This window comes from Teredinibacter sp. KSP-S5-2, from assembly GCF_032773895.1.
GTDB lineage: Bacteria > Pseudomonadota > Gammaproteobacteria > Pseudomonadales > Cellvibrionaceae.
The window spans coordinates 2,479,094-2,499,778 of sequence record NZ_CP120416.1 but is presented as its reverse complement, the minus strand read 5'-3'; the positions used below and the strand labels follow the sequence as shown (position 1 = coordinate 2,499,778).

Below are 20,685 nucleotides of genomic sequence, written 5' to 3'. Positions count from 1 at the left end.
GAGAAGTTAAATGACCAATTTGGTAAATCAGCCGATAGAGTGGGTTGATACAGACGATCAACTGGAAGAATGTTGTCTTTCCTGGCAAGGCAAAAAACTTCTGGCCATTGATACGGAATTTATGCGTAGCCAAACCTATTACCCCAAAGCCGGGTTAATACAGGTGAATGACGGTTATGTAAACGTATTAATCGACCCGCTAAAAATATCCAACTTTAAACCATTCGCCGACATATTAACGGATGCTGATACTGTTAAAGCACTGCATTCCTGCTCGGAAGATCTGGAAGTGATTTCCCATTTGATGGGGGTATACCCAGAGAGTCTATTCGATACTCAATTGGCGGCGGCGTTTTGTGGTTACGGTTTTTCTGTTGGTTACGGCAATTTGGTCAAACTGGTTTTGAATGAAGAGTTGCCAAAAGAAGAAACCCGCTCTGACTGGTTACAACGCCCCTTAAGCCAATCTCAAGTGCAATATGCCGCAATGGATGTAGAGCATTTATATTTATTGGCTCATTGTCTGGTTCAGGAGCTAACCAAATTAGAACGCCTATCGTGGGTTATTGAAGAGAGCAATGCCATTCCTCAATTGGTGCAGGCAAATTCAGAACCCGAAAACAGTTATCAACGTGTTAAAAGCGCCTGGAAGCTAAACCAGCGACAACTGTTTACATTAATGCACCTGTGTGCCTGGCGGGAAAATGTGGCCAAGCGTCGAAATATTCCCCGTAATCGTGTGGTAAAAGAACACACCTTGTTCGATATTGCGCAATCCTTGCCCAAGCATATCAGTCAGTTGAGAAAACTTAATGGACTGAACGAGCGAACGATTAAAATCGATGGACAGACATTGGTGGATATTGCCAACAAAGCCAGAGAGTTGGATGAAGCGTTACTACCGCCGTGTTTGCCCAGACCATTATCCGGTGACAATAAAGTGTTGCTGCATTCCATGAAAGAAGAAGTGGAAAACAGGGCGTTGGAACTTAATGTGGCACCCGAGCTTTTGGTGCGAAAAAAAGATTACGAATTCATCCTTAATAGCTCCAGTCCAGAAGAAAAAAAATATCGCCTTCCCGAAGGGTTTTCTGATTGGAGAAGGCAGGTGATTGCCGATCAATTGATTCATAAACTAAATACTATGACCAGCGAATCCGAATGAAATTAGTCGAAATATACCGCAGTAAGAAAAAAGAAGGGATGTACCTGTATATTGAAAAAGGGACCACTCTGGATAGTCTACCCGAAGCGTTAATGACTCAGTTTGGCACTGCAGAGTTCTCAATGGTGATAAAACTCACCGCAGAACGAAAACTTGCTCAGGTAAGTGCAGAGAAAGTATTACAGTCTCTCCAAGATCATGGCTACTATCTACAACTTCCGCCAGCGCCGGAATCCTACATGCAGCAGATTCCCAACAGTAAGATGTACTAGCGCCGTGTTAGAACCCGATTTCTGGCAGAAGAAAGCCTTAAGTGAAATGTCAAGAGAAGAGTGGGAAGCCCTTTGTGATGGCTGTGGTAAGTGTTGCCTGCACAAGTTGGAAGACGAAGACACAGGCGAAGTTTTTTATACGGATGTTGCCTGCAAGTTGTTAGATATTGATTCATGCCAATGTTCGAATTACGCAAACAGAAAACAATACGTTCCAGACTGTTTGGTATTAACCGTTGAAGACATTGCTGAATTTCACTGGTTGCCAGCAACCTGTGCATACCGGCTTCTGGCGGAAGAAAAACCGCTGTTTCCCTGGCACCCACTTATTGCCGGCAAGCAAGCCATACATGAACAGGGAATCTCTGTTTGCCATAAAGTGTTCTCTGAGGAAAATGTCCATGCCTCAGAAATGGAAGAGCATATTATTCATTGGGTTGAGTAGCGTGCTCCTTGCTGAGTATAAAAATACATAGCCTGGAATAAGACATATCTTATTGGGCTAAACGGAATTGAATTTACGCGTTGTGTCATGGAGGTGAAAATGGCCTGTGCAAATTGTGGTAGCACGATACTCTTTGGTGGAAAGAAATCCGGTAACAGAAAATACTGTAACGAAAAATGCTTTGAAGCTGATGAGATAGGGCGCATGTCCGATGCCATCCCCGATGGCGAAGTTGACCGTTTCTCGGCAGAAATTCGACAGGCAGACTGCCCACAATGTGGGAAAGATAGCGGGTTGGAAATCTTCAAGTCGTATTTTATCTATTCCATTGTTCTGCTTACGAGCTGGAAAGAAAAGCCGCAATTGTCTTGCAGGTCATGTGCAAGAAAACGTCAGCTAAAAGATTTCTTTGCTTCTTTCTTTTTGGGTTGGTGGGGCATCCCGTTTGGAATCCTTATTACACCCATTATCCTGGTTGCCAATGTCATAGCGATGATCATTAATCCGCTCAATAAAAAGCCCAGTAAAAAGCTTAAAGAATATGCTCGTCTGTTAATTGCGCAAGACATTCTGTCCAGACAGGGAAAGTAGAGCTGAGTTCCCTGAGCAAAACAAACTCAAGCATTAGGTAACATACTGGTAACAGTCGAGCAGGAACCGAGTACATTGAGCATTATCGTCAAAACAATCTGAGACAGAGCATCTAAATACTATTCTCTCTTAAATCCCTAGTCTTATCCTCATACCTATTTATGAGGAATTTTATATGAGCACAGGTTCGGGAATTGTCAGAATTGGGATGCCTGTCTTTCTTTTAGCGTTGGTGTTTGGACTTTCCGGGTGTGACGGAGACGAAAAAGTTGAGCCGCAAAGCTATGGTTTGTTTTCGGTAAATCATAGTCATCTATTCATTCAATCCGGTGATCAAACCCACGACTTTCAGTTTGGCCAGGGAGCAACAATGCCCCTGGCTGTAAACTTGCCTTTTGCGGGTGATTTTAACGGGGATGGTTGGGATTCACCTGCGTTATATGACCCGGTATCTCACCAAGTAGAAATAAAAGAATACGACGGTAGTGTTACGCGTTTTGAATTTGGTACAGAGTTAGCTTTACCAGTAGCAGGTGATTGGGATGGCGATGGTGTTGATTCCGTTGGCTTGTACTACCCGGAACAAGGGCGCTTTGTATTGCAGTCTGGGCATAACGAAAGTGAGCTACTGAGTGTTAGCTTTGGTCCAAAAGCCAATCTGGATGCGATGAACTCTGATCAGGATGTCAGTCTTTTCCCTGTTGCCGGTGACTTTAACATGGACGGCATAGACACCTTAGCGGTTTATGATTCGGAAAATGCCGTTTGGTATTTAGCAATGTCTAACCAAACAGAACCTGTAGTATCCAGTTTTTCGGTCGATTTTCCAGAGGCCAAAGGCGCAATGCCATTTGCGTCGGACTGGTTAGGTATGGGGGTCGATTTTTTTGGCCTATACAACCAAGATACACATACTGTGTACAGAAAACGCTTGTTCATTGACCAATGGATCGGTGCTGAACTCAGTCTTGGGGAAAAAAGCTGGGAATGGATACCGGTATTTGGTAAATGGCATCCTGATTATTTTTCAATAGATAACCCAACAGGCCATAAATGGAGCACCGCTGAAGCAAAAACGCAGGGGGTTGATGAAGCTAAGCTTGATCTTGCAATGGAGTATGCGGAGGATCTGCCACTTTTAAACAGTTTACTCATTGTGCGCAATGGAAAACTTGTTGAGGAAGAGTACTACCACGGCCATAAGGCGCATATACATCATAATTTGAAGTCCGCATCCAAAAGTATACTCTCTGCATTAATTGGTAATGCTTTGAGGGATGGTTATCTGGAGGATGTCGAACAGCCTGTTTCAAGTATCTTCCCTGAATTAATTGAAGAATCGTCGTTAAAAAATGACATCAATATCATGCATCTTTTAACTATGACTGCCGGTTTAGCCTGGGAAGAAAATGGTCCAATTGACAATGAGGTGAGTGCAACGGGCAATATGCTCAAAGCGGTACTGGAACAGCCTCTTATCTCCGCACCGGGCGAGGCATTTAATTACAGCTCAGGGTTAACCCATATTGCGTCATGCATACTGGAGCAGGTAAGTGGGGGCGATACACTCGCTTACGCGAATAACACCTTGTTCAATTTGTTGGATATCGATATTAAAATCTGGAACAGGGATGCAACTGGTTGTCGAGTAGGTGGTTGGGATATGTGGATGCTTCCCAGAGATATGGCGTTTTTTGGGCAGTTATATCTGAACAGTGGTCGCTATAACGGTAATCAGGTTATTGCCGAAGAATGGGTTCAAGCCACCACGCAAACTATTATCGATTTATCTACCATAACACCTGAAGGTCAAATCAAGCTTGGTTATGGCGCATGGTGGTGGACGACCGAAATAAACGGAATGCATGTATACTCGGCAAGAGGCGCAGGAGGGCAAGATATTCACGTGATTCCTGACCTGCAATTAGTTGTTGCTATGACATCAAATTATTGGACTGACGACGAATTATTATCGGATTTACATGCTGATGAAGCCATTATTCAATTGCTTACAAGCATTATCAATTCTGTTGCAATGTAAGCGGTGATATAGAATGTATTTTATTTAAGATTTTATATCAAGCTAGCATGATTACAGTAAATGCTGAAAGTAACCCCCTATAGCTATAAACAAACTCCCGGAAAAACCGGGAGTTTGTTTTAAAGGCTTACTGTTAATTACAAGGCATATCTGGTGGGCATTCTGCGCCGCCGCTGCTGCTACTTGAACTGCTACCGCCGCCGCTGTAGTACAAATATCCTTGAACAGACCCGTACATAATTACACCGGTTGATCCGTCACTTTTGCGATATTGAGCTCGATAGGTATAGCGGCCATATGGGTTGGGTAAACGCAGGTTCTGAATATTAGTACCGTAAGTGGTTTTACAGTAAAGATAGTAAGAGGAACCTTCATTGGCCACACACACTTCTTTCCAAGTGCCGCCTACGCTTGGACAGCTATCGCTATATACTTCGAAGTTTGCGCCAATACTGTTGACCCCGATAGGAATCGAATAACACAAAGCTAAAGCGTTACTGGCAAAAAAGCCAACGACTATTGCTATGGCTAAATTAATTGTAGATCTCATAACATGTCCTTAATTAAGGTAATTTTTGTAAGTTGTAAATTATTCATCGTGAATGCTTATGTGCGATGAGTGCTTGCTTTTCTAAAACATCCTGTTCGTACCTGTATTCCAGAGAAAGTAGAATTTGATTGATTTTTTCGTTGGTTTCGTTCGTTAATGTTGATGACTCATAAATGCGGATTTCATTCAGCCGAATCAATAGCTGATGTTGGATAGGCTGGCTCAGTTGTGGGAGCGTCTTTTCCATCAGAGTAAGCATTCTTGCTTGATCCTTTGGCCTGGAGAGAAAGGTCTCAAAAAACTCCATGGAAACCGTATTTGCGGTTAAGAAGTCTTTAGCATCTGAAAAATCCTTGGAGAGTATCTCTTCAGTTGTATCCATATCTGCCAGGAGTCGATGAGCTCTTTTTAATGCCTGTTGAGACTCCGCTGAGTCAGAGAAAGAAGAAAGAGCAGAGTTGATTTCAAAAAGTACAGACGCGGGCGAGTAGATGCGTTGATCCTGAGAGAATTCAGATAGCGAATGATCATTGATTTGCCAGTCTGAATAGGTGCTGATCAACATATTGGATGCAGATCTAAGCAGGATTTCATTTGAATAGGAGTCTAAAAAAGATAAGGCCAGTTCATTTAGCTCGGCAGGTTTGTAGGGTGTAAGAAGCTCCAAAATCGCTGCTATCTTTTCAGGGTTATGAAGTTGGTTGGTAATTATTTGTTCAAAATAAGAAAAAATTTCTTCACGAGAATAATGCTTTGAGGCAAATAATTCGTAGATACTGTTGTGAAGTCTTTCCTTGTTTGAGTCGGTTAGTTTTTCATTGCCTAGTAGCTTGCCAATGCTTTCAAGGCTAACTTCTTGTACATCTTCATTTAAATCATCTTTTTTGATGTTTGTTTTAATGGATGACAAACTTTCTTTGTTCTCTTGGCTTTTGGTCGTGTCCGGGGTGAATGCGCTGGATTGATCGGGGGGCGAAGGCTTAATAACATCTGCGGTTTTGTTGGTCTCATTGCTTCTTAAGTAAAATAATATAAAAGAGAACAATAAGAGTGTTCCGGCAAAGAAAATCAGGTTTCTTTTCATATCGTTTTCTGTTTTTTATCTTTCTTCTTGTTTGGTTGTTCGCGGTATTGAACAAATGTTTTAAAGTAGGGTAGAAGTCAAATTCTTGCTTTTCAAATTAACCTACTCTTATTTCAGCTATATTTTTTGAAACGAATGATTTTGTCGCGTTAAATGAAGTTTCTTATTCGGAATTGAAATTGAGTAATTAATAATTAAAACTTAAAGAAGTATGCCCCAAAAAAGGTTTTCGAATAATCTGAATGCAATTGCGCATTTATGTTGTGTATGCAGTAATCGTGGTCTCGTTTGGGATGCTTAAGTTTTGTCTAGGTAGAATGTAAATTATTCAGGGGGGTGCTATTTATGGATCACGCCAATATTAGAAAAAGAACCGTCGAAGAAGACGCCTTATTGAATACTCGAACAGGTACCTTTTTGGTGGGCAATGGTTTTATCCTCACCGCTTTAGGCACTCAGGGTGGGGCACCCTATACATGGATGATTGCCATATTTGGTTTGGCAATGTCGATTTTATGGTTGTTTACCACAGTGCAATGCTTCAACGTCATTCAGGCTTTACATCGATTGAGAGCCGATATCCCGGATTCAGACCCAATTAACGATGCAGTTACTCAAGCGACAGGGTGGAAAGAGGGCGGACGGATATATATTTGTCCAACAGCCCTTGTTGCATTGTGGTTGCCGGCAATGGTGATTGGTTTGTGGGTTGTGATTAACATTCTTTTGCATCGACTAGTTTAGTGCTTTTCTGAGGATTACTTCCAATTGTCTGTCAAGAAATAATGGTTACTTAAGTGTCTTGATGCAACAAGACTAATAAACATACTTGGCTTTAATATAGGCTTAGGTGTAACAGAGTAACGTGCTTAAAATTTGCACCTAGAAGTATTGCTCTGCATATGCGCGCAGTTGTATTGAAAATAGACATTTTCTCAATAATGGGGTCTAATGAAAAACTAAAATAAATTCTTTGTTTTTCAATTGTTAGAAAGTAAGCTATTGAAAAAAAAGAAAAAATGTCTCCTTATCGAGTGAATAGAAGCCCCTGAAAGTGCTGTTAAGTGCGCAGACAGCTTTTTCCCATTCAAGGATCGCTCACAAACAGACATTTTTGTTAATGCATTGAAATCAAATAAGAAACTATATTGGGTGAGAATTGTTCTTATCCGGGGGGGTAAGGAATTCCGTATAATATACTGCTATGTGTTAAAAAGGGGGAAGCTTTGAATCGAGAGAAAGTAGAACAATTGGTGGTTTTGGTTGTTATTGCCACCGTAGTAGAAATAAGTGTTGGAGCAGTATTATCCTTTTACATGAATAAACTGATGGCTTCAGGTTCATCAGTACTCATGGAATCTGAAAATTTTATATTCGCAATAGCTCCTGCAATAAAAATTATTGCTGTGCAGTTTGTAGGCTTATTTATTGGTTGGTGGTTATATACTGTCACTGAAGCAAGGCGAGAGTTATGGTTTCTACTTGGGCTAATTGCTACATGGTGGGGACTGGTGGTTTACGCCTTATACTTATATGCGGGTACTCTGGAAAAAACAAATAACAAGTAAAACCAAAAAGACTGTTTGCATCAGTGTCGACTTAGGGCGATAGACGAACAGAAGCATTTAGTTGAGAAAGCAATTGAAGATATTCAGCTATTAGGAAATAAGGAACAGCTTGATGCTTTGGATGATATGTTAAGTAGTGGTTCAAATGAATTTACAGGTATTTTAAAAGCGCTTCGTAGTGAATTAAGAAATGAACTGAATCTTCATGCTGTAACGGGGGATCTTAGGTTCTATCGTATGCAGCGCAGTTAATGATCGTAACTTGGCGACAATTTCCCCGTTTCGCCTCCAGTTCTATATAAAAAACATCGAAAATTACGGGGTTAGGTGAAAAGGAGATATTGTGGAAAAAAAAGTATTTGTGGGGATTCTGGCATTTTTTATGCCACCATTGGCTTTTTTATACTTATCTCGTGGAAGTATTGCCCTGGTTTATTTGGCTGCGTTAATTTTTTCGATGTTAGGTGATTATTTATTAAATCTATACTATGGGATTAGCGGCCTTGGTCTTACTCTTGCCGTTGTGGCCGTTTTTCATTCGTTAAAGCTAGTGAAAAATACAAATGATAATGAAAGAAAGCGATTCTTTAATTATTGGTGGGGAGCATTAACGATACCTATTGTTATAGTTATCGCCATATTTACAGTACGTTCCTTTTTGTGCGAACCGTTCCGCATTCCTTCTGAATCAATGTCGCCCAACTTAAATCCAGGTAATCATGTCCTAATTTCAAAGTTTGGTTATGGTACTTACGGCACTTGGGGTTTCAACTTTATAAATTTAAATAGACCTGGTTCGAAGCCAAATCCAGGAGAAATATTTGTGCTTTACCCTCCCCATGAAAGTCGTGTCTTCGTCGAACGAATCATTGGGGTGCCTGGTGATGAGGTTTTATTGTTCGAAAGCACACTTAGTATTAATGGAAAGGTGGTTTCTGAAATATTAGATTTTACTACATCTAAAGAAACCGTTGGGGAAAACACATTTATAGTGAAGTATCTTAATGAACCATTCAGATTCAAAAACCATAGAATTACTGTTCCTGACGGGCACTATTTCGTGATGGGTGATAATCGAAACAACTCACTAGATAGCCGTTTTTGGGGAGTGGTTCCAGAAGCAAATATTGTTGGTAAGGTAGTTCTTCAGTGGTAATTCATCCGACAAAAAATATAGAGAAGCGTTGTAAACGATATCCTTATTTAGGCCTTAAGTTTCCGAATCAGAGTGTAGTATGAGTGAAGTAATAAAATTTTATAGCGTAGTCGATGAATTTGGGGAGTTTTCAAATTTTGCCGCATTTCCTGTAAAGCTAAAGAAAAAAGTATGGCCTACAAGTGAGCACTATTTTCAAGCCATGAAGTTTGAGTCCGAATCGGATCAAAACGAGATTCTAAAAGCAAAAACTCCGATCGAAGCTGCTAGAAAGGGTCGGGATAGGAAGAGAAAACTTAAACGTAACTGGGAATCAATGAAAGACAATGTTATGCGTGAAGCTTTATTAGCTAAGTTTAGTCAACACGAAGATCTAAGGATCCTTTTGTTGTCAACAAATGACGCTAAGTTGGTTGAACATACGGAGAATGATAGCTACTGGGGAGATGGTGGTGACGGTAAAGGGCAGAACATGCTTGGAAAAATACTCATGGAGGTCCGAGAGAAGCTAAGATCCTAATTAAGCGGTTAATTTGATCGACATTACTTTGTTGCGTTTTATGTCATTGTGCCACTTTACATTAAAACTCCACTGACTCAATACGAGAGAGTTACCACGGTGTTACACATTAAATTAGTTATGAAGTACATAATTATATTGCTAATGTGCCTCGCATCATTGGCGAATGCTTGTTCTTGTTGGGAACGTTATTTGCCAGAGTCAGAACGGTTGAGGTTAGAGGAAAGTAGAGAGTACTTTGTTGGAACTCCAATCGACGGTGGTGCGCTTAATAAAAAGAATGAAAACGGAGAAACAATTACTCATTTAAAAGTGATTGATGTTTTATCAAGTACTTATAAAAAGAACCAAGTTGTTCAGATTATGCAGAAGCCTAATTTTTGTGTGGTTCGCTTAAGCAAGGAAATCAACTATAAAGTAGTTGTTAGGTTGGAAAATGGGATGTTGGTGGGATCTAGTTGTAGTATTGAGAGGGTTAGATAAAATGCTTAACTAAGAAGGCTTCGTATAGACTCAGGGCTTGCGACATCCCGTGTTGATTGGGGCAAGCTCACATGGCAATACGCGAGCCTCGCTTATAGCCAGGTTGTTGCGCATTTTGTTAGCAGATCACTGTCCGTGTTGTGATATATCGTAAATATTTAAATTAGCTTAATAAGTGGATGGAAGGTATGAACGTGCGCGGCCGCCTATCAAATTGCTCAAAAAATCACCCACTCCGGAGTGACATTGAGCGCCGACCATTTAAGCATCAGGATGTACTATGGGTGTTGAGTATGTGTTAGTAAATCAATCGAAAAAGGAGGTAATCTCCTTTTCTCATTTGAACGGTTCAAAAAAACGGGAGCTGGCAGGTAATCCTCCTCAGTCGGCCATTGTTACATGGTATTTGCTTGAGAATCAGGGAGATTTAATTCAGTTTGTATCCGATACCTTTGGAGAGTGGCCGTTTTTAAAAGGCTCTTCGAAAGATGTACAGACGTATAAGGATGTAACAAACAAATACATTTCAAATTTAGTGGAAGAGGGCATTTTGAAAAATGAGGGATTTTTATACCAAGATGAAGAAAATCCCGAAACTGATTATGTTTTAAATTTGAAAAATATATGGGTGGAGTAATGCTTAATAAAGCGGTTAGCCGGGCTTCGGTTAAACGTTGTTTGTTTTACTCTCTTTGCGAATCTCACCTCCGACGCGGTTAGCGTGGCGGATGTTAGGCATATAATGAGAAATATCCTATTTTTGCTTATTTTTGTTCCCGTGGTGGTTTACTCTAAACCAAGAGCATCAACTTTAGAAGAAATTCTGGAGTGTTCTCAAAGTGTATTTTACGGAAAGGTTTTAGAAGGAAGAGTCGAAGTCAAGCCAATTTTGTTCGATGGTGAAGAATTGGTTGATCAGCACGGTACATACAAGATACAGGTTATAAAGCATATAGCAGGAAAGAGACAAAAAGGAGTGGTAGAAGTCTCTTCGGAATATTCGGCGTTAATGATAGGCGGCATGGAATATCATTACCCGGCTCCGGGGCTTGAGTATATCTTTATAACCTGGAAAGATGGAGCCAAATTAGAGTTTTCCCCGTACCACATCCCAAGAGTTGAGAAACAACAAGGAAAATCATACGTTACAGGCGGTCAACATGCTTTTTTAACAAAAGTACGCTACCTATATCAAGACGGCTTGGAGCTAAAAGAAAATAGTCTTAAATCTAAATGGGATGGCGATGACATTCATGAACATGTGAACGGAATGCTAGGTTACAAGCTTTCAAGTTACATTAATAAAGTTAAAGCTAAGTACGGTAAATGTAGTCCTGATGAATGACTAGTTTAACAAGCCGAATAATAATGTCCTCGCTTTGTCTGCTCTGTGTGTCGGGTGTTTGTGAATTCAGGAAATAGAATATGAGCTTAAATTTCAGAGATGTCGATGGGGTAAAGATTCAGTCAAAGCATAAGGCGTCATGTTGTTGTGGTTCTGTCGAAGTAGAGCTGGATTTACCTGAAGGTTTTGTTGACCTTAGATGCTGTGGTTTATGGCAGAGTTATAGCCTGTAGAACGGAACAAGTAATCATGAATAAATTTCTACTTAGCGGTGGTGTTTTTAGTATTGTGGCGGCAATGCTGCATATTGCCATTATAATCGGTGGGCCAGATTGGTATCTGTTTTGGGGTGCGGGAGAGGAAATGGCTTCCCTTGCTGAAAACGGTTCCTGGATTCCGCCGATTACTACCTTCGGGATATTTATGGTACTTTTAGTTTGGGGGCTTTATGCATTATCGGGTGCCAGCTTGATAATCAAGCTACCTTTTCTGAAAACGGTTCTCGTGATTGTATCTTCTGCTTATACTATTAGAGGATTATGGTTGCCTTATGCTTTATTTTTTAATCCAGATGATATGACGAGTTTTATGGTTTGGACGTCACTTACGAGCTTAGCTGTTGGTATAGTGCATATTGTAGGAGCCAAGCAAGTCTGGTTATCTCTTTCTGGTATTCAAACAGGCAAAGTCTCTGTACAAAGGGCGTAACCTAGCATCTCAATTCGACTGATGGTGCCAGTTTTAAAAGTCTGTTTTATGACTACCCTGGTCATGAATAGGGTTGGAGTTTGTTTTTGCTGTAGGTCGTTGTCTTAGTGGTGCCATAACTTGATTAGAAGTTATAATTAAATTCATTACGTGGTGGTTGGAATGAATAACCTAATAATTGTTATTAGTCTTGCGCTGTGCTTGCTTATTTCACTTGTGGCAAGGATTACAAATATGGGCTGGGTAACATTTATGACATCTGTCGTTGTTGTTCCAATTTTTATAGTCCACAGCGCCTTCCAGGTTAGTATTTCTGTTCGTGTAAATGGAAATAATAAAAAAATAACTATAGTGTCTGTTGTGAGTAATTTCTTGTTTGTAGTCGCATCGGTGCTTATGCCAGATGGTGGTGATGCTGTTTCGGGGTACTCTGTGTTTAGCTTGATTAAAGATTCCCCGGATTATTTTGAATCCGTTGCGCTGGCCGCATTTTCTTTGGCTATTATTTTATCAATTCAAGCGTTCTTTATGAGTGTGCTGTTACATAAACGGTTAAAAGTATGTGAGTCTGTAGAAGGAACCTCTTCATAGTGCTTCATTTTCCCAGGTTGGAGGGTTTTTTAGTGCTAGCATCGAAGTTGACTGTTGATTTCAGGCGTAGAGAGGACTGTATTTCCTACTTATTTAATCAAAGTTTCGCATGCAGACACGAATTTATCCTTTTTGAGGAATGGGAAAACCAACCATACATGGATGCGCATATTACTGCTTTAGTTGAATCACTTGGAACTCCTGCGCCGGGTGAGGCGTTGCCGGAGAAGATTTTGAGTATATATGAAAGTGCGAAGCCTGAGTTCTATAGAACGATTGTATAGGAAAATGCGTATCTGGCATATCAAGAACGTTATCTGAGTAATACGATGGACACAGCTTTACAACTTAAAATAATTATCGATAGCGGCACGAAAGTTTCGCAAGGTGATGCATTGGCGTTGTTGGAACAATCGGATCTAGTTAAACGGCTCACAAGCGATTGGGTTGACGATTCTCTATTTTATATCTGGAAAGTCATTGCGATGAGTGAAATACCTTATGCTCAACATCTTGAGTACACTCACAAATTGATTGACCGGATATTCAATAGGCTTGCTGCTCCTTTTGGTTTCTCGTTAAGCGGAGATGAAAAGCATTTTCTACCTTGCTATAACGCGATGATAGTTACCGCACTGTGCAGGCTAGGGCTGGCCAGAACCGAGCCGGTTCTGAATGCGGTGGAATGGATTAATGACTATCAACCTATGGAACGTGGACAATCGGTATCTATCCCAAATTTAAAATTTGACCGGTACGGTGGTTGTTTTAAAAACACTCCTTGTTACATTGGTCTTGCTAAATCTGTATTTGCTTTGTTTTCTTACTGGAAGGCTACCGGCGATACAAGTGTTAGTCAAAAGTTGGAGCAGGGCAAAGAGTACCTGCTTGAACATCATCTAGTAAAAAGGCTTCGCGACGATAAGCCCATCACTCAACATATAATGGATATTTCATTTCCTGAATCCTATCACCTTAACATTGTCGAGCTGATTCGATTTGCTGCGAATGCGAATCTTTTAGATGACCCAAGAGCGCAATACGCTATACGTTATTTACAGGATAAAAAGAGAAGTAACGGCTGGAAGATGGATTTTCGCTACAGATCGAATGGATATACTACGTTTGATTCTGGTAGAAAAAATGGTGATTGGGTAACTCATATAATTAATTCTGCATTGAATGGAAAGAGTTGTTAGTATGTTGTTTTTCTCGCTGATCGATAAATAACGTGATAATTAGTATCCGTCATGCAAGGTGGTGTTTCGGAAGGGTGGTCTTTATTACGGATGTGTTGAATTTGAAAGGCTAATGCGCTTTTGGGGAAAGTAAGTTTATATTGGTCTAGATAAACGGAGCGATTGATCATATCAAAATGAACGAGATAGAAGAAGCAAGAAAGAAGGAGATTCGTGATCAGTGGAAAATGCTTCCTCTGGTCGTCGTTTTATTTGTTCTGTTTGTTGGTTTGTATGTAGTGCTTTTACAAGAGTCAGTTTACATTCGAGGTGAGCAGATATGGGGAGCTACCAAGGGAATATGGTTTATTGTTGTAATTGCTTTAGGTGGGCTGGCTATCGCTTTTATTTGCTTAAGTGCGTCGGTTATTTTTTATATCGGAATGATTGCGATAAATCTCAACACAAAGGCTCACCCCTGGAAGCCTTTAATGCTTTCGGTTGGGATTTTAGTGTTGGGTTATTCTATTCTATCAATGGCGCTTTACGCCGAGTCGTTTGTAAGAGAGCATGCTGATGTTATTAATAGTTGGTACGAGTACCGAATAGGCGAAGGATTTATACACTGGATTGTATCTGGTGTTTGGTTACATGGAGTGATTTTTCTGACCTTATTTCTGTTGGGGGTTATAGTAATTTGTATGAAGTTGCCGTTTTGGGCAAAAGATCATGCAAACTTTATTAAAGATCGTAAGAAAATTAGTTAGGAATTAACGTATAAATCCTGTCAGTTAGGTGTGCTAGTATCTTATTTTTTTTGGTGTTTCTATTTCTTATATCTTAATGAATCTATGATTTGTCCAAACTGTTTAAACAAAATTAGTTGGCTACAGTCCTTAAGACGTGCAAGGCGGCAAAGAGTGGTGGGCTACATTTGTTCAGAATGCTGCGCTCATATAAAGAGTAAGGAATGGCCTAAAGAGGCTAGTAGTAAATTGTATCTTTCTTATGGTGTGTTAGCTCTATTTAGCGCTCCGGTGTTAAAGTTCTTGTGGAAAATAAGCGATGAAGCTTCTTTTGTTGCGGGGATATTGATTTTTGCAATCTTTATAGTCATACCTTTTTGGGCTAAACCTAAAGGTCTGCCTTGGTTTAGCTATGAATTGCAAGAGGCAAAAATAGGTGATAAATAAACCGCTGCTTTAGGCGTTAAATACCTGTTATTACACTGTATCTATATGTTCTATTAAAGTAGTGAAAAACCTCTCAGATCAGCTTGTATCTTATCGAAAAATTTATCCACTCAAGCCCCAACAAACCACCTTTATGCCCCTGCAGACTAACAATGGTCTACAAAGGCATAAAAGGTTAGCTCAGTGTGTGAATGCCACACTGTCAAAGTTATTAAAGCAATTCCAATACACCTTGCCCGTTATTTAATTGTGCCGCGGTGATGGATATCGTTATGGTTCCAGTTCCTGGGCTAATGGGTAGATTAACCGCTTGTGCGCCAGGTGCTTTAAAGTTGGCGCTGGTAATATTGGTTAGCGGCAGGGTGAGTGTAAACCCAACATTTGCATCGATGTCATAGGTTCCTGTACCTGTGCGTTTTATCCCAACATGGGTAAGAATTTCCGCGGTATCCGTTGGCCCAAAATCATAAATCAGCAAGCTGGTATAACCGTCGCCATCGACATCGGTTAAATCAGCCATGCTGATGCTGCCTGCCGGTATTTGATCGTAATGAAGCATAACAGTTGATTTTGCATGATCCTCGGTTGCTGCGGTGAAGCCCCGATTTCTATTGCCGTAGTCAGCTAAAAGGTAAGTGCTGTCTCGCGTAAGCATCCCGTCACCGGCAATTGCACTGATATTTATTTTGCCAACTACCGGGCTGTTTTCCACGGTGATGGTGTTTGCTGCAGTATCGATTAATTTATAACTGGAGTGATGCCCTTCGTTATAAAAGTGCAGGTTCTCTCCCTGCAATAATTTTGCGGGGAAGGGCGTATTGAGTGTGACTTTTTTCGTTACATAATCCACAGCGGTTACTGTGGCTTGATACATGTCGCTATCGGGTTGTACGACAATATCACCTGCTTTAAATTGCTTGCCTCCCACAAGGTTAATAAATCGCAGGCCGCTATCATCTTTGGAAAACACTACCCGGTCTGCGTGAATGGTTGCGTTGCGGCTGGTGATAGTTCGTGCTTTATCGTACAGGTCGCTAAAGAACCAGTCGGTACGGTTGGTTCCATTACTTACTGCTGTTTCCAGAAGTACGGCTTTGCGTGCGTCGGTATCGTTGTTATCTATGGCAACAGAAGCTTTCGTGCCTAGCTTGGAGGTTCCTGCATAGGCTTCCAATACCATTGGGTAAACACTTTCCAAATCAGGAAGTTCTGCATAGGGTTTATCGTAAGGTGCATTTTGAGTGTTTTGCACATGCAACCTGGGGAAGTTCATTTGGTATTTACCGGAAATAAGATTTCCTTTAAGCAGTCGTTCCCCCTCGTGTTCAAACAGCGTAATTTTGGTGTACTTCCTGGCAGAGGTGGCGTTGTAGTCGCTGCCATGCATAGCCTGTTCGGCAGCAATGGTGGTGACATCCACACAGGTATTGTCGCCGTTACATTCGTTGGAGGTGCTTGCAGTGCGGCCAAGTCGCCAAGTGGCTTCAATCGGGCCGTTTGTTGGTGCCGTGCCTTCGAACTTGGAGCCGTTGGCATATTTACGCATGTACATGGCGCTGCTGCCAATTTCCGATCCGGTATCTGCCAGGCCGGAATTTGTCCAGGTGCCATTTACCGATAAACCGTCAGTCTCATTATTGGTGATACCACCGTGAAAACTCCAGGTGTGGAGTTTGCCGCCGCTGACTCGGAAACAATCCATGACGTAGGCGGATTCACCGTCGAGATCAATTAAGGCCAGGTCGCGACGAAACAGTCCGTAGTTTTTGTAACGACTACCGGTTTTTCCTTCGCCCCCCATTATCTGGCCGCCGGAAACCGGTTTAAATACATCAATCCAGGCGTCGGAGCTATCGAAATTTCCAGTGGGCCAAATAGCTTCTGGATTATTGGGGTCTTCTTTATTCTTCCAGGGGTGGAGTAAGCCATCTACCTCAACCACATTGTGCACAATAGAACGGGTTGATGGGGGTAGGGTAAAGTTCTCGCCTTCATCCCGTTGTGCGATGTCGGTGCCCATACGCAAACCCAGGGCAAAGAAATTTAAATCCAGTGCATCGGCGTGGGCGTGGCCAACACCGTTACCTGTTCTGAGTTGCACGGCAGTTTTTTTGCGGTAGTCATTCTGGCCCACACCTTCTTCCAGAATGCCCAAACCGAAGCCTGGCAGGACTCGTGATTCTGTCGATTGCCTTGGGTCGCGAAGTTGTGTGGCAGCCGCAGTTTGGACTTTACTCCATTCGCTGTCGCTTAAGCCTCGTCTGCCACCGTAGTCAGGTTCGTTCACCAACAACCACGCGGCTCTTGGGTCTTGGGTAATTTCCCAGACTTCAGGAAGATATTTAAGCAGTGTGCTACTTGTTAATCGTCGGCTTTTGTAGGGGGCACCTCCAACATCGCCCACGGCAATTTCATATCCACCGGCTAAGGATGTGTCGAGCAGAAACTTGGCTGCAGATTTTATTTTGGGGTATTTAACCGGGTCGGATAAATCATGAACCACTGTACCGCCGTTGCGAATAAAGCTTTTAAAACTCTTATAGAGTTCAAATAAATCGCTGGTGTCCCCTTGGGTATAACTGGTTGAACCAATAAAACTTGTACCATCTTGCGTGTAGGAATTGTGGTAGTGGTAATCGATAGTTTGCATTCGCGCGGGGTATACCGTCATGCTGGAGGTGAATGCATTCATCCAATCGCCACTGAAGGAGGTGGGCATTTGCACCATCCCGTAAATATAGGGGGCAGTGGAGGTAATACGATTGGTACCAATGCAGGCAACGGCATATTGCAAAATATTGGTGTCGAGTAGTTTGATGACGTCCTGCGAGGTTTTTATCCAGGGAACAAAATCGTGCAGCCGTTGGGCCAGGTCTTCATTGCCTTGAATATAATCGAACAGATAATCATAGGCGTAAGTTAATTGCTCCATACGGGTGGCTGCCCAACCGTGATATTGGTATTGACCTACACGTCGACCTTCCCATCGATAATCACTGGCAATTTGCAAATGTGGAATTGCACTGACTTGTGCTAAGTCCTGAGCTTCCAAGTGGTAGGAAGGATAATTCAACGCCAGTCGAACTAATAAAATGGCGGCATCACGCGCGGCATCGTCGTTACCCGCTTCATCATCAGGAGCGCCCACCGCATGGTAGCGTTTGGCTAAATTCAACCCTCCGCCATCGTGATTCCAGATGGTTTGAAACCCCTGATAATAAATACGCTTGAATATATGTGGCCCGATAATATTGTAATAGCTTCCTGGGCTACCTGTTCCTGCTGCGTTATCCTCGGCAAAATATAATCCTGTGCCGGCATCCCCCCAGGGGTAAGGGCTGGGTAAAGGTTTATGCTGCTTATAATCCTCCAGGGTATATTCCAACCCGAGTTTTTCGTTAATTAATTTCCAGGGAACATCAAAGGCATAATTGCTTGAACCGGCAGGAAGAGTGCCAATATCAATTTTCCATTCGCCATTTGTCACTCTATCGTCAATGACGGTTTGGCCGCTGGGAGCCATTTGATACGTCGTATCGTAACTTCCACCGAGGCCGCCACTTCCGCCAGTATGCATGGCGTTAATAGGCGGTTGCGAATTCCAGACACGTTCGTCTCGTGCAAGTCGTTCCGCTGCCGTATTGGTTTTACCGTGGTATTGATGGTTAACCCAACGCCATTCATTGGTGTCCGGGTAATAAATTTTTCCGTCATCACTCCAGGTGTATGGCGGTTGAGAGGCAATAAATGCAGCTTCTTCCCGGTATGCTGTGCGTTCTTCTGGTGTAAAAGTTGATGAAGCGGTTTTGCCTGCGACTTTATAGGTGCCGGCTAATGCATCAAAAAATTCAATTCGATGAATGTATAAATCTTCCTGGCTACCTTCCGCAACACTCAACTCAGCGGTTAAATTATTTGTATCGTTTAGCCCATGGAAAAAAATGCGGGCAACTTCTTTAACTGTATTGTCATAGGCGGCGCGCATACGGTAGTGGCTGATTTCACCATTCGGCCCGTCGTTGATTTTTAAGTCGAGTAACAAAGGCCGGCGTATTCTGGGAACCGTAGTTTGATTTACGCGGCCCATTACGCGAATAAAATACATACCCGGTTCAATATCAACAAAGGAAAGTGGAATTTTAATACCACCGGGTTTCGTTAATACCGCTTTGACTTGCAAATCATCAACGATATTTGATGCCGGAACACCATCAATATCTGCTGCACTTATATAGGTGCCGTAAGGAAGGGCGCTGCCGTCCAGCCAGGATGTATCCGTTCGTGTGTAATGATACAAACCCGGTATGGTGACAAAACTTGATTTTGATACTGGGTTATAGGCAGTGCCACCAGAACTGCTGGAGCTACTGTTAGAACTGCTGCCTGAACCGCCGCTAGAGCTACTGGAGCTTGTGTTGCCAGAGTTTCCGCCGGAGCTGCTGGTTGAAGAATCTATTGCTGATGAACCTGATCCGCCACCTCCGCATGATCCTAAAATAACTGATAGTGCAGCGACAACAACGAGAAGTATTTTATTTCTTCTCATTTGTATTCTCCTTTTATGGCGGATTAATATTAAACATACGTATGTACCTCGAAGAGTAGTATTTTTGTCCTGCAAAAAATAAAACCACCTCACACTTTATAAGGGGCTTGCTGTACGAAACACGCAAATGTGGGGTTGGCAATGAATGGAAAATAAAAGGTGTGATGGATTGAATGGCAGATGGTCACTAGGCTATAAAAAAGCTGGCGGTGTTTTTGCGCTTAATGAATAAAGGCCATGGTGTTTCGATTATGTTGAAAAGCAAAGAGTTCGTGGAGGCGACATGAGTAATAACCAGCAAACCATTGTTTATATCATGCGCCATATCGACAGTGGTGGATACATTGAGGAAATTCCCTATAAAAAAATTGGCATAACCGGAGCCGGGAACGCAACCCTCACTTCCAGGTTGCAACAAATAAGCAACACTAAATCTCCCATAAAAGCGCAATGTATTGCAGCATGGTCCCATACTAATGCGAGAGACATAGAAAATGCGTTGCATCTTCTATTGGATGATATTCGAATCGAAGGCGAATGGTTTCTGGATAAAGATGATACCCTGGTCGAGAGAATGCAGCCCGTTATGGATCTGTTGGGAGCAAAAGAAATTGAAATAGAAAGTGCTTCTGACTCTTATACGAAACAGATTTTGCAGAAAGAAGGGAATATAAAGCAGGAGCTGAACAGGGCATTGCTTGGCGAAATAACCGAGTTACTTACTGCCTCATTGAGAACAAGTATTCGAAAAGCCGGTGTCACTCTATTCAGTGATAAAACACACTTAACTTACTATATCGGGCGGCGTAAGTCCGGGAACCATAATTTATCCATCGGCCGGTCGGCGAATATATACGATGAAATAAGCACCTTTCTGGAAACCGCTGGCTATGATGTTGATCAGAGCGCTAAAGGCAGCGCCAGAATTATGGGTGTTACCACCGAGGTGATTGCAGAAATAGTCAATAAGTTAGAGTCTGATTTCTCTTCGAGTTAATCCAAATTTATTGTTAGCGGATATACAAAAATTGAAAAGGGATTTTTTATGGTAATAGAATTAAAACCGGTTGATTCATGTTTAATGGATGATGTCTTTAATGTGATGAAGACAGGTTTATATAATGTGACACTATCGTGTTTCAAGTCGAATACCCAAGCAGTAAGCTTTTATCAATCGCTGGGCTACCTTGTGGCCAGTGAAGAAGCACACTTCTTTAATTTTCAACGATCTGTTCAGTCGCAGTAAATG

At 41.9% G+C, this 20,685-nt stretch carries 25 protein-coding genes; 22 read left to right on the top strand and 3 right to left on the bottom strand.

The genetic code is table 11. The annotated features are described in order from the left end of the window. Positions 1 to 10 precede the first annotated feature (10 nt). The 5 genes from rnd (at position 11) to P5V12_RS10825 (ending at position 4,514) form a co-directional block, all read left to right on the top strand. Positions 11 to 1,165: a ribonuclease D gene (gene rnd / locus P5V12_RS10845; protein ID WP_316957375.1), complete on the top strand. Its 1,155-nt coding sequence runs from the start codon at positions 11 to 13 to the stop codon at positions 1,163 to 1,165. Continuing rightward, positions 1,162 to 1,437: a YcgL domain-containing protein gene (locus tag P5V12_RS10840; RefSeq protein WP_316957374.1), complete on the top strand. Its 276-nt coding sequence runs from the start codon at positions 1,162 to 1,164 to the stop codon at positions 1,435 to 1,437. The genes rnd and P5V12_RS10840 overlap by 4 nt, the downstream gene beginning before the upstream one ends. Before the next feature lie 46 nt (positions 1,438 to 1,483). Next, entirely contained in the window at positions 1,484 to 1,882 is a 399-nt protein-coding gene (locus tag P5V12_RS10835) for a YcgN family cysteine cluster protein (protein WP_316957418.1), read from the top strand. 99 nt (positions 1,883 to 1,981) lie between these two features. Next, positions 1,982 to 2,473, top strand: coding sequence for a hypothetical protein (locus tag P5V12_RS10830; RefSeq protein ID WP_316957373.1), 492 nt, complete (start codon positions 1,982 to 1,984; stop codon positions 2,471 to 2,473). Between the two features lie 175 nt (positions 2,474 to 2,648). Further along, positions 2,649 to 4,514, top strand: a complete 1,866-nt coding sequence (locus tag P5V12_RS10825) for a serine hydrolase (protein WP_316957372.1) — start codon at positions 2,649 to 2,651, stop codon at positions 4,512 to 4,514. 133 nt (positions 4,515 to 4,647) lie between these two features. Here P5V12_RS10825 and P5V12_RS10820 read toward each other — a convergent pair whose 3' ends face one another. Further along, positions 4,648 to 5,064, bottom strand: a complete 417-nt coding sequence (locus P5V12_RS10820) for a hypothetical protein (protein WP_316957371.1) — start codon at positions 5,062 to 5,064, stop codon at positions 4,648 to 4,650. A gap of 43 nt (positions 5,065 to 5,107) precedes the next feature. After that, positions 5,108 to 6,148 carry a hypothetical protein gene (locus P5V12_RS10815; protein WP_316957370.1) on the bottom strand — a complete coding sequence of 347 codons (1,041 nt, stop codon included), beginning with the start codon at positions 6,146 to 6,148 and terminating at the stop codon, positions 5,108 to 5,110. Between the two features lie 345 nt (positions 6,149 to 6,493). Between P5V12_RS10815 and P5V12_RS10810 the strand changes: the two genes are divergently transcribed. From P5V12_RS10810 to P5V12_RS10740, 15 genes are all read left to right on the top strand, one after another. Further along, positions 6,494 to 6,892: a hypothetical protein gene (locus P5V12_RS10810; RefSeq protein WP_316957369.1), complete on the top strand. Its 399-nt coding sequence runs from the start codon at positions 6,494 to 6,496 to the stop codon at positions 6,890 to 6,892. Positions 6,893 to 7,374: 482 nt separating this feature from the next. Beyond that, positions 7,375 to 7,716 carry a hypothetical protein gene (locus P5V12_RS10805; protein WP_316957368.1) on the top strand — a complete coding sequence of 114 codons (342 nt, stop codon included), beginning with the start codon at positions 7,375 to 7,377 and terminating at the stop codon, positions 7,714 to 7,716. 15 nt (positions 7,717 to 7,731) lie between these two features. After that, positions 7,732 to 7,968 carry a hypothetical protein gene (locus tag P5V12_RS10800; RefSeq protein WP_316957367.1) on the top strand — a complete coding sequence of 79 codons (237 nt, stop codon included), beginning with the start codon at positions 7,732 to 7,734 and terminating at the stop codon, positions 7,966 to 7,968. A gap of 91 nt (positions 7,969 to 8,059) precedes the next feature. Continuing rightward, positions 8,060 to 8,872: a signal peptidase I gene (gene lepB, locus P5V12_RS10795; protein ID WP_316957366.1), complete on the top strand. Its 813-nt coding sequence runs from the start codon at positions 8,060 to 8,062 to the stop codon at positions 8,870 to 8,872. A 79-nt stretch (positions 8,873 to 8,951) separates the two neighbouring features. Continuing rightward, positions 8,952 to 9,392 carry an NADAR family protein gene (locus tag P5V12_RS10790; RefSeq protein ID WP_316957365.1) on the top strand — a complete coding sequence of 147 codons (441 nt, stop codon included), beginning with the start codon at positions 8,952 to 8,954 and terminating at the stop codon, positions 9,390 to 9,392. A gap of 192 nt (positions 9,393 to 9,584) precedes the next feature. Next, positions 9,585 to 9,875 carry a hypothetical protein gene (locus P5V12_RS10785; RefSeq protein WP_316957364.1) on the top strand — a complete coding sequence of 97 codons (291 nt, stop codon included), beginning with the start codon at positions 9,585 to 9,587 and terminating at the stop codon, positions 9,873 to 9,875. Between the two features lie 280 nt (positions 9,876 to 10,155). Continuing rightward, positions 10,156 to 10,512, top strand: coding sequence for a hypothetical protein (locus tag P5V12_RS10780; RefSeq protein ID WP_316957363.1), 357 nt, complete (start codon positions 10,156 to 10,158; stop codon positions 10,510 to 10,512). A gap of 105 nt (positions 10,513 to 10,617) precedes the next feature. Beyond that, the gene (locus P5V12_RS10775; protein WP_316957362.1) at positions 10,618 to 11,220 is read left to right on the top strand and encodes a hypothetical protein; all 603 of its coding nucleotides are present in this window, start codon (positions 10,618 to 10,620) and stop codon (positions 11,218 to 11,220) included. A gap of 80 nt (positions 11,221 to 11,300) precedes the next feature. Further along, the gene (locus P5V12_RS10770; protein WP_316957361.1) at positions 11,301 to 11,453 is read left to right on the top strand and encodes a hypothetical protein; all 153 of its coding nucleotides are present in this window, start codon (positions 11,301 to 11,303) and stop codon (positions 11,451 to 11,453) included. A gap of 16 nt (positions 11,454 to 11,469) precedes the next feature. Then, the gene (locus tag P5V12_RS10765; protein ID WP_316957360.1) at positions 11,470 to 11,928 is read left to right on the top strand and encodes a hypothetical protein; all 459 of its coding nucleotides are present in this window, start codon (positions 11,470 to 11,472) and stop codon (positions 11,926 to 11,928) included. A 162-nt stretch (positions 11,929 to 12,090) separates the two neighbouring features. Beyond that, entirely contained in the window at positions 12,091 to 12,519 is a 429-nt protein-coding gene (locus P5V12_RS10760) for a hypothetical protein (protein ID WP_316957359.1), read from the top strand. A gap of 32 nt (positions 12,520 to 12,551) precedes the next feature. Continuing rightward, entirely contained in the window at positions 12,552 to 12,803 is a 252-nt protein-coding gene (locus P5V12_RS10755; RefSeq protein ID WP_316957358.1) for a hypothetical protein, read from the top strand. 45 nt (positions 12,804 to 12,848) lie between these two features. Beyond that, positions 12,849 to 13,718, top strand: coding sequence for a hypothetical protein (locus P5V12_RS10750; RefSeq protein ID WP_316957357.1), 870 nt, complete (start codon positions 12,849 to 12,851; stop codon positions 13,716 to 13,718). A 176-nt stretch (positions 13,719 to 13,894) separates the two neighbouring features. Continuing rightward, a complete protein-coding gene (locus P5V12_RS10745) occupies positions 13,895 to 14,464 on the top strand; it encodes a hypothetical protein (RefSeq protein WP_316957356.1) in 570 nt (189 codons plus the stop codon). A gap of 153 nt (positions 14,465 to 14,617) precedes the next feature. Next, complete coding sequence (locus P5V12_RS10740; protein WP_316957355.1) at positions 14,618 to 14,890, top strand: hypothetical protein; 273 nt, start codon at positions 14,618 to 14,620, stop codon at positions 14,888 to 14,890. Positions 14,891 to 15,101: 211 nt separating this feature from the next. Here the strand turns inward: P5V12_RS10740 and P5V12_RS10735 are convergent, their stop codons facing one another. Continuing rightward, a complete protein-coding gene (locus P5V12_RS10735) occupies positions 15,102 to 19,436 on the bottom strand; it encodes a hypothetical protein (RefSeq protein ID WP_316957354.1) in 4,335 nt (1,444 codons plus the stop codon). A gap of 283 nt (positions 19,437 to 19,719) precedes the next feature. On the opposite strand from P5V12_RS10735, the gene P5V12_RS10730 reads away from it, so the two are divergent. Both P5V12_RS10730 and P5V12_RS10725 read left to right on the top strand, forming a co-directional pair. Beyond that, positions 19,720 to 20,433 (top strand): GIY-YIG nuclease family protein, encoded by a 714-nt coding sequence (locus tag P5V12_RS10730; RefSeq protein WP_316957353.1) that lies wholly within the window; start codon positions 19,720 to 19,722, stop codon positions 20,431 to 20,433. Between the two features lie 48 nt (positions 20,434 to 20,481). Next, on the top strand, positions 20,482 to 20,682 hold the full coding sequence (locus P5V12_RS10725) for a hypothetical protein (protein WP_316957352.1): 201 nt from the start codon (positions 20,482 to 20,484) through the stop codon (positions 20,680 to 20,682). Positions 20,683 to 20,685 lie beyond the last annotated feature (3 nt).